This is a genomic window from Armatimonas sp. (assembly GCF_964826245.1).
In genome coordinates, this window is the sequence record NZ_CBAYMC010000236.1 from 1 (window position 1) to 6569 (window position 6569).

The 6569-nt window shown below is 60.1% G+C and carries 6 protein-coding genes and 3 tRNA genes; 3 read left to right on the plus strand and 6 right to left on the minus strand.

Features of this window, described 5'->3' with window-relative positions:
• Window positions 1–37: 37 nt before the first annotated feature.
• The 4 genes from AC1XOS_RS18175 to AC1XOS_RS18190 all read right to left on the minus strand — a co-directional run bounded on the left by AC1XOS_RS18175 (window position 38) and on the right by AC1XOS_RS18190 (window position 1161).
• Window positions 38–166, minus strand: a tRNA-OTHER gene (locus AC1XOS_RS18175).
• Between the two features lie 108 nt (window positions 167–274).
• Window positions 275–343, minus strand: a tRNA-Phe gene (locus tag AC1XOS_RS18180).
• Between the two features lie 196 nt (window positions 344–539).
• A tRNA-Met gene (locus tag AC1XOS_RS18185) sits at window positions 540–612 on the minus strand.
• Window positions 613–699: 87 nt separating this feature from the next.
• A complete protein-coding gene (locus AC1XOS_RS18190) occupies window positions 700–1161 on the minus strand; it encodes a hypothetical protein (protein WP_481963635.1) in 462 nt (153 codons plus the stop codon).
• A gap of 41 nt (window positions 1162–1202) precedes the next feature.
• Between AC1XOS_RS18190 and AC1XOS_RS18195 the strand changes: the two genes are divergently transcribed.
• From AC1XOS_RS18195 to AC1XOS_RS18205, 3 genes are all read left to right on the plus strand, one after another.
• Window positions 1203–2930 carry an amidase gene (locus tag AC1XOS_RS18195; RefSeq protein ID WP_481963636.1) on the plus strand — a complete coding sequence of 576 codons (1728 nt, stop codon included), beginning with the start codon at window positions 1203–1205 and terminating at the stop codon, window positions 2928–2930.
• 85 nt (window positions 2931–3015) lie between these two features.
• Window positions 3016–4053 carry a LacI family DNA-binding transcriptional regulator gene (locus tag AC1XOS_RS18200; RefSeq protein WP_481963637.1) on the plus strand — a complete coding sequence of 346 codons (1038 nt, stop codon included), beginning with the start codon at window positions 3016–3018 and terminating at the stop codon, window positions 4051–4053.
• A 3-nt stretch (window positions 4054–4056) separates the two neighbouring features.
• Window positions 4057–4872, plus strand: a complete 816-nt coding sequence (locus tag AC1XOS_RS18205; RefSeq protein WP_481963638.1) for a PIG-L deacetylase family protein — start codon at window positions 4057–4059, stop codon at window positions 4870–4872.
• Here the strand turns inward: AC1XOS_RS18205 and AC1XOS_RS18210 are convergent.
• Entirely contained in the window at window positions 4849–6006 is a 1158-nt protein-coding gene (locus AC1XOS_RS18210; RefSeq protein WP_481963639.1) for an anti-sigma factor family protein, read from the minus strand. The genes AC1XOS_RS18205 and AC1XOS_RS18210 overlap by 24 nt on opposite strands.
• On the minus strand, window positions 5999–6569 hold a 571-nt coding region (locus AC1XOS_RS18215; RefSeq protein ID WP_481963640.1), incomplete at its 5' end, for an RNA polymerase sigma factor. The genes AC1XOS_RS18210 and AC1XOS_RS18215, both read right to left, overlap by 8 nt.

Below are 6569 nucleotides of genomic sequence, written 5' to 3' on the forward strand. Positions count from 1 at the left end.
GCTACGGCCCGTTCTGAGATTTTATTTTTCTTTGACACAGGAGCGGTGGGACTCGAACCCACGACCCGGCGATTAGAAGTCGATAACCGTCACCTTCGGCCCGGCACTGCAACCAGGCAAGGGGCGGAAACGGAATTCCTGCTCTACCCGACTGAGCTACGCTCCTACAAACCAAACCAATACTAGTGAAACAGGCAAGTGGTGATAGCGGGGAGTTGTCTGTTGGAAAAGATAACCCCGCCACTCCGGCCCGTCTCCGTTTTCATGAACCAAGTGGCTGCGGCAGGGCTCGAACCTGCGACGCGGAGCTTTTCAGACTCCCGCTCTACCGACTGAGCTACGCTTCCAAAAATATAAAAAACGTCAATAATGGTCGGGGTGGCCTGGATTTGCACCCTGCACCGGCTTTCGCCAGCAGCCCTACAGATAACCCTCTTCTAGCGGCCCGAAAAACAGACAAGAAGGCGAAGACGGAACCGCCCTTGCGGGCAACTGCCGTGTTTACTCTTTCACCACACCCCGTTAAACCAAACAAACAGGCGCGAAAGCGGGATTCGAACCCGCGATCTCCAGATTATGAGACTGGCGACTTAACCTCTTGTCCACTTCGCAGCATTTCCAGCGGCGTTTCAACCACTGGCGAGAGCAATATCGCAGCGAAACGTGACGTTGTTAAAGAAGAAAAGAGATTTTTTAAAATTAGTCGTAGAATGCCCAGTGGAAGCGAGCATGTCCTTGATGTGGAGAGTAGGTAACACTCGCAGTATCGGGGAGAAATGACTGTCCCCAAATGCCCGTGCGCTGATGCCGGGGGAGGATATAGTTATAGTGCCCCGCTTCCTTGCGAACGTTTAGCTCTTCACAGAGCTTCGTAAACGTTATCGGATCGGTATCGAACTCCAAAACGCAGTCATAGAAATCTCCCCAGCCCGATAGCTCCCCTTCCAAGTTGTGGATCGCGAGGGAAGGTTGCTTGCCAAAGGTATCGTAGTAAAGCCATTGAGGAGAGCGATGAAAGGGATCGTTGGCAACACACGCCAGCGCTCCGAGAAAACAAAGTGGTGCGAGCTTTCTCCAGAGGTGCGTTTGGCGGCGCAGACGCACCAGATGAACGCCTGTCAGAAGAAAAGCCAGCCCTAGTAAGAGACTCTCCCAGATCATGATGGTATCTTAACATCCACAGAATTTGAGTACAATGCATCATGAAAAAAATCAGCCGACGGGAGATGGTGACGGGGGCCGCGATGGCCGCAGTGAGTACGCTGGCGGGGGAGACGCAGGCGCAAGAAGAGAAAAAAGAGGCTCCGAAGAGCGAGAAGCTCACCGAGAGTGATCTGCTGGCCGCCGATAGGCTGATTGGGCGGGAGACGACTGAGGCGGAGCGGACGCAGCTTCTCTCTGGGATGGCGGGGTTTCAGCAGAGCCTCAAAGCCGTACGCACCAGTGCGCTGATCGGGAGCCTGCCGCCCGCGTTTCACTTTAATCCGGTGATCGCCGGAGTGGCGCTCCCCAAAGGCAAGAGCGAGACGCGCCTCTCGAAGGCGAAGACGCCCGAGTTTAGCGGCGATGTGAAAAGCCTGGCGTTTGCGAGCGTGGCAACTCTGAGCCGCTTGATCGCCTTAAAGAAAGTGACGAGCACTCAGCTCACGGAGCTGTATCTGGAGCGGCTTAAAACCTACGGGCCACGGCTCTTGTGCGTCGTCTCGCTGCTGGAGGATACGGCGCGGGCACAGGCGGAGCTCGCCGATAAAGAGATCGCGGCGGGGAAGTGGCGCGGGCCGCTCCATGGGATTCCCTTTGGCCTGAAAGACCTATTTTTTGTGAAGGGCACCCGCACGACTTTTGGGGCGCCGCCCTATAAAAACCAGGTTCTGGAGAGCGCCCAGGCGACCGTGGCGACGCGACTGCAAGAAGCTGGAGCCGTGCTCTGCGCCAAGCTCTCGATGGGCGAGCTGGCGATGGGCGATGTCTGGTTTGGCGGGATCACGCGCAACCCGTGGGACGCGACGCGCGGCTCGTCGGGCTCGTCGGCGGGCTCGGCGAGCGCGGTGGCGGCCGGGCTGGTGGGCTTTGCGATTGGCACTGAGACCTACGGTAGCATCGTCTCTCCCAGCCGCGAGTGCGGCGCAACGGGCCTGCGCCCCACGTTTGGCCGCGTCTCCCGCCACGGCGCGATGGCGCTCTCCTGGACCATGGACAAGATCGGCCCGATCTGCCGGAGCGTCGAGGACTGCGCCCTGGTTTTCTCTGCCATCCACGGCCCCGATGGCTTTGATGACAGCGTTTTAGAGAACATTCCCTTTGTCTGGAAGCCGGACAGCAAGCTCTCCAGCCTGAGAGTTGGCTTCGATGAAGCGGGCTTTGAGCGTGCCAACAGTGCGCAGAAAGAAGTGCTCACGGTTCTGCGAACCCTGGGAGCTGTGCCCAAGCCCGTCAAGCTGCCCAAGCTGGACCCGGCATATGGCGCGATTCCGGGCCTGACGATCCATGCCGAGGGCGCGGCGGCGTTCTCCGAGCTGGCGGCCTCGGGGGGCTTACGGGAGCTGGTGCAGCAGGGAAATAGCGCCTGGCCCAACACGTTCCGCGAAGGCGCACTGGTTCCCGCGGCGGATTACTTGCAAGCGCAGCGTATTCGTCGTCGGCTTCAACAAGAGATGGTGACCGCGCTGGAGGGAACCGATGTCTATGTGACGCCTGCGGGGAGTGCGCCTAGCATCACCTACACCAACCTCACTGGCCACCCGACGCTTCTCACCCGCTGTGGCAAGAGCGAGCGTGGCCTGCCGATCTCGATTGAGTTTACCGGGAATCTCTTCCGCGAAGACGCTGTCTTGCGCCTCGCCTTTGCCTACGAGCAGGTGACGCAGTGGCATACCCAGTGGCCCGACACGGAGAAACTTCCCTTAGAGCCCCCCGTGATCAAGCGCTAAACATCTTCCAAATTCAGTACAACTTTTGCTGATTTCCTGTGTCCAAAGTAACGAACTCTGTTCGTGAAGCATAAGGTTATCAAATTTGGAAGAATCCACACGCCGTCGCTCGGTTCGGCTCGAAGATATTGCACAGCAGGTTGGGGTCTCACGCTCCGAGGTCTCACGCGTTCTCAATGACCGCCAGCGTGCGGGACGTGCGGTCGGTCAGGCGAAGCAGCTGCACATTCAGCAGGTAGCGCGGGAGCTGGGCTACCAGCCCAACAAAGCGGCACAGAACTTGGCAAAGGGGCGAACCGATCTGGTGGGGCTGGTGCTCCAACCCCTAGGAGACCAGGCGCTCTCCCCGCACTACCATGAGATTATCGGGGGGCTTATGGGAGTCTTGGCAGAGCAGGGGCTCCATCTGCTCCTGCATCAGTGCCCGTATGAAGCCTCCGACTCTTTAGTGTCGCTTGCGAGGGCACATATCTGCGATGTCCTCATTCTCACGGACATCCGGAAAAACGACCTGCGGCCCGCCTTGCTGCGTGAGCTGGGCCAGCCTTTTGTGATCCGTGGGTCGGCACCAGAGCCCGACCTGCTTGCTATTGGGATGGATAACCAGGCGGTGGGGCGGCTGGCGATCGAGACGCTGGCGGGCTACGGCCACCGCAAGATTCTGTTTCATAACATTGGCCGCGACTTAATGTCGGGGGAGGGGCGCTACCAAGGCTGCCACGCGGCTTGTACAGAGCTCGGTCTGGGGGACACTCTGAACTACGAAGACACCATCTGGGGTGAGGAGGGAGTCTATGCCCTCGTGCGTGAGCGCTTCTCTCAGCCAAACTCGCCCACCGCGATCTTTACCGCCGATGAGCTGGCCGCACTGGGGGCGCTTCGTGCTCTCAAAGACCTGGGCAAGCGTGTCCCAGAAGATGTCTCGCTTCTGACGGGCCTGAATGCCCGGTTCATGCACCGCACTCTCTCAGGAATTAGCACGATCCAAATCCGTCAGCACGAAATCGTGACGGAGCTAGGCCAGAGTATTGGAAAACTGCTTCGTGGCGAGCCGATAGAGAAAATGCAGCACTTTCTCTCCCCTGTCTTAGCAGACTCAGGCTCGTGTGCTGTGCTAAAATAGCGGATGCAATATATTCTCTGTATCGGTGCCCACCCCGATGACAACGAGCTCAATGTCGGCGGACTTGCCACGCGGCTACGGCGACGCGGCGACCAAGTGAAGTTCGTCTCCGTCACCAATGGCGACAAAGGCCACTTCGCCGACGAGTACAAAGCCGATCCGGAGAGCCTCGCCGCGCGGCGCTTGATTGAGGCGCAGAGTGCAGCGGCGGTGATCGGGGCCCGCTACGAGACTCTGGAGATCCACGACGGTGAGGTCTATGTGGATAAGCCCAGCACCGAGGCCATGGTGCGCTGCCTGCGCAGCTTTGGTGAGCCCGGCAAGGGCCCCGATCTGGTGCTCTTCAACCGCCCGCTGGACTACCACCGCGATCACCGGTACACATCGCAGCTTGTCTTAGACGCCACCTACATGCTCACCGTCCCGCTAATGTGCCCCGACACGCGTCACCTAGACCGCATGCCCGTCTTTGCCTACTGGTACGACGATTTTAAAGACATTCAGCCCTTTGTCGCGGAGATTCAAGTCCCGATAGACGACTGCCTCGACGAGAAAACCCACATGGTCTGCGCCCACGCCTCGCAGTTTTTTGAGTGGCTTCCCTATAATGCAGGCGTCCTGCACGAAGTCCCCGCTGACGAAGCAGGCCGCCAAGCCCGCGTCCGTGGTATCGTCGAGCGCCGTGGGGCCTACCGTGCCGAGCGATCTGTGGGAGCCAGAATCAACGGCGGCTCCTGCCAGCACGCCGAAGCCTTCCGCCTCTGTGAGTACGGTCGCCAGCCCGAAGGCGACGAGCTACGGCAGCTCTTTGCGCTCTGACTCTTTTTTCGGCTCGGATTCTTTAATTACCAATATCAGCTGTAGCGGAGACTGAGATGGGGGCGTAACTTTGGCAGCGGGAGCAGGACCACTGGAGATTGTGGGGTTGGCGTAGGTAGTGGTAGTAGCGCTGGGGGGCGTCTCCACCAGCGCGCCCAGTGCCTTCAGGCGCTCCAAAAGCACCTCGCGCCGATCTGGGGCCAGCCGCAGACTGAGCTCGGGTTGCTCCTCGCCCACGGTTACCGAGAGCTCCTCCGCTAGCTTATGGATGGTCTCCAAGGTCTCCGTGCGCTTACCTGCCGCGATAGTGAGCGTGTAGCTAGCGGGCACAGCCACTCGCCGAGCCGTAAGGGCTCTGAGCTGCTGAGAGCTATCTTGTGACTTCAGCTCCAGGGTTGCTTTTTTCGCATCCATGCTGTCTGCCACAGATGCAGATGCAGATGCAGATGCAGATGTAGGTGAACCTGTGTCTGCCTCTGCCTTATGTGTCCCAGGCTCGGGGATAGTGAGCACATTGGTTCTTGGTTTGACAGGTGCGATGGAGCGCTGAGAGTTAACCGGCGACTGTTGACTTGGCAGAGGCAAGGGAGTTGGAGCGGGAGTGGGTGTCGCTGCGGAGAGAGCGGGCGACGCTATCACTTGGGCCTCTTTTTGGGCCTCTGCGGGGGCTGCAGCGACTGCCGGTTGAGGCACGTTGTCGGCAAAAGCCTTGCTTTCCGCCACTGAGGCCGCTGGAGCCTCGCTCATGGCCTTATTGGCTACTTGCGGAGCAGGCGCACTCACTTTACTACTCTCGGGAACCCGCGCCCAGAGCCAGAAGGCGCAACCGGCGGCGAGGGCTCCTCCGAAGGCGAGCGGGCCGGGGCGTCGCCAGAAGGACAGGAGAGTGGGCCGTGGCTGGGGAGTCTCTGGGAGTGTGGCGAGGATGCGGGCACGAAGGGCATCGGAGAAGGGCGCGGGGGCAGGCAGTGCCTCGGTGAGCTGGGTCGAGAGCTGGCGCAGGGCCGCAAGCTCGCTCTGGCAGACCGGGCAGCTCAGTAAATGCTTGGCGACTGCCGCGTGGCGCATGGGAGCAAGCTCACTATCAAGATAGGCCTTCAGGTCTTCTTGTAGGGGACTCTGGCACTTAAGCATGGACGTAGCCTTCCAGCTGGACGCGCAGCTTGCGGAACGCGTGAAACAGCCGCGACTTGACCGTGCCCACAGGCACCCCCAGCGCTGTGGCACACTCGGTGTAGGTCAGCCCGTGTAGCTCATGGAGCACGACAATCTGGCGGTGCTCCTCGGTCAGCATGCCCAGCGCGGTCTCGAGGGTCTGAGCCAGCTCTTTGCGGGCAGCGGAGCGCTCAGGAGCATCGGTATCGGCGGCGGCCAGCGGGAGATCGTCGTAGGGGACGCTCTCTGGCTTCTGGCGGGCATGGTGTTTCAAGCAGTGGTTCATAGCAACCCGATAGATAAACGTCGAGAGGGCAGCGTCCCCCCGGAACTTGGGCAAGCTGGCGTGCAGCGCCACAAAGATCTCCTGGGTGAGATCGTCCGCATCGGCGTCGCAGCGGGCGTAGCGACGCGCGAGGCCACGAACCCGTCCACCGAACGTGTCCAGGAGCCAAGCAAACGCCGCCGTGTCCCCACGACGCAGTCCCGCGATCCAGCGGGCCTCCTCCGATTTCATCTTCGCCTCTTTTGTACCCGAAAAT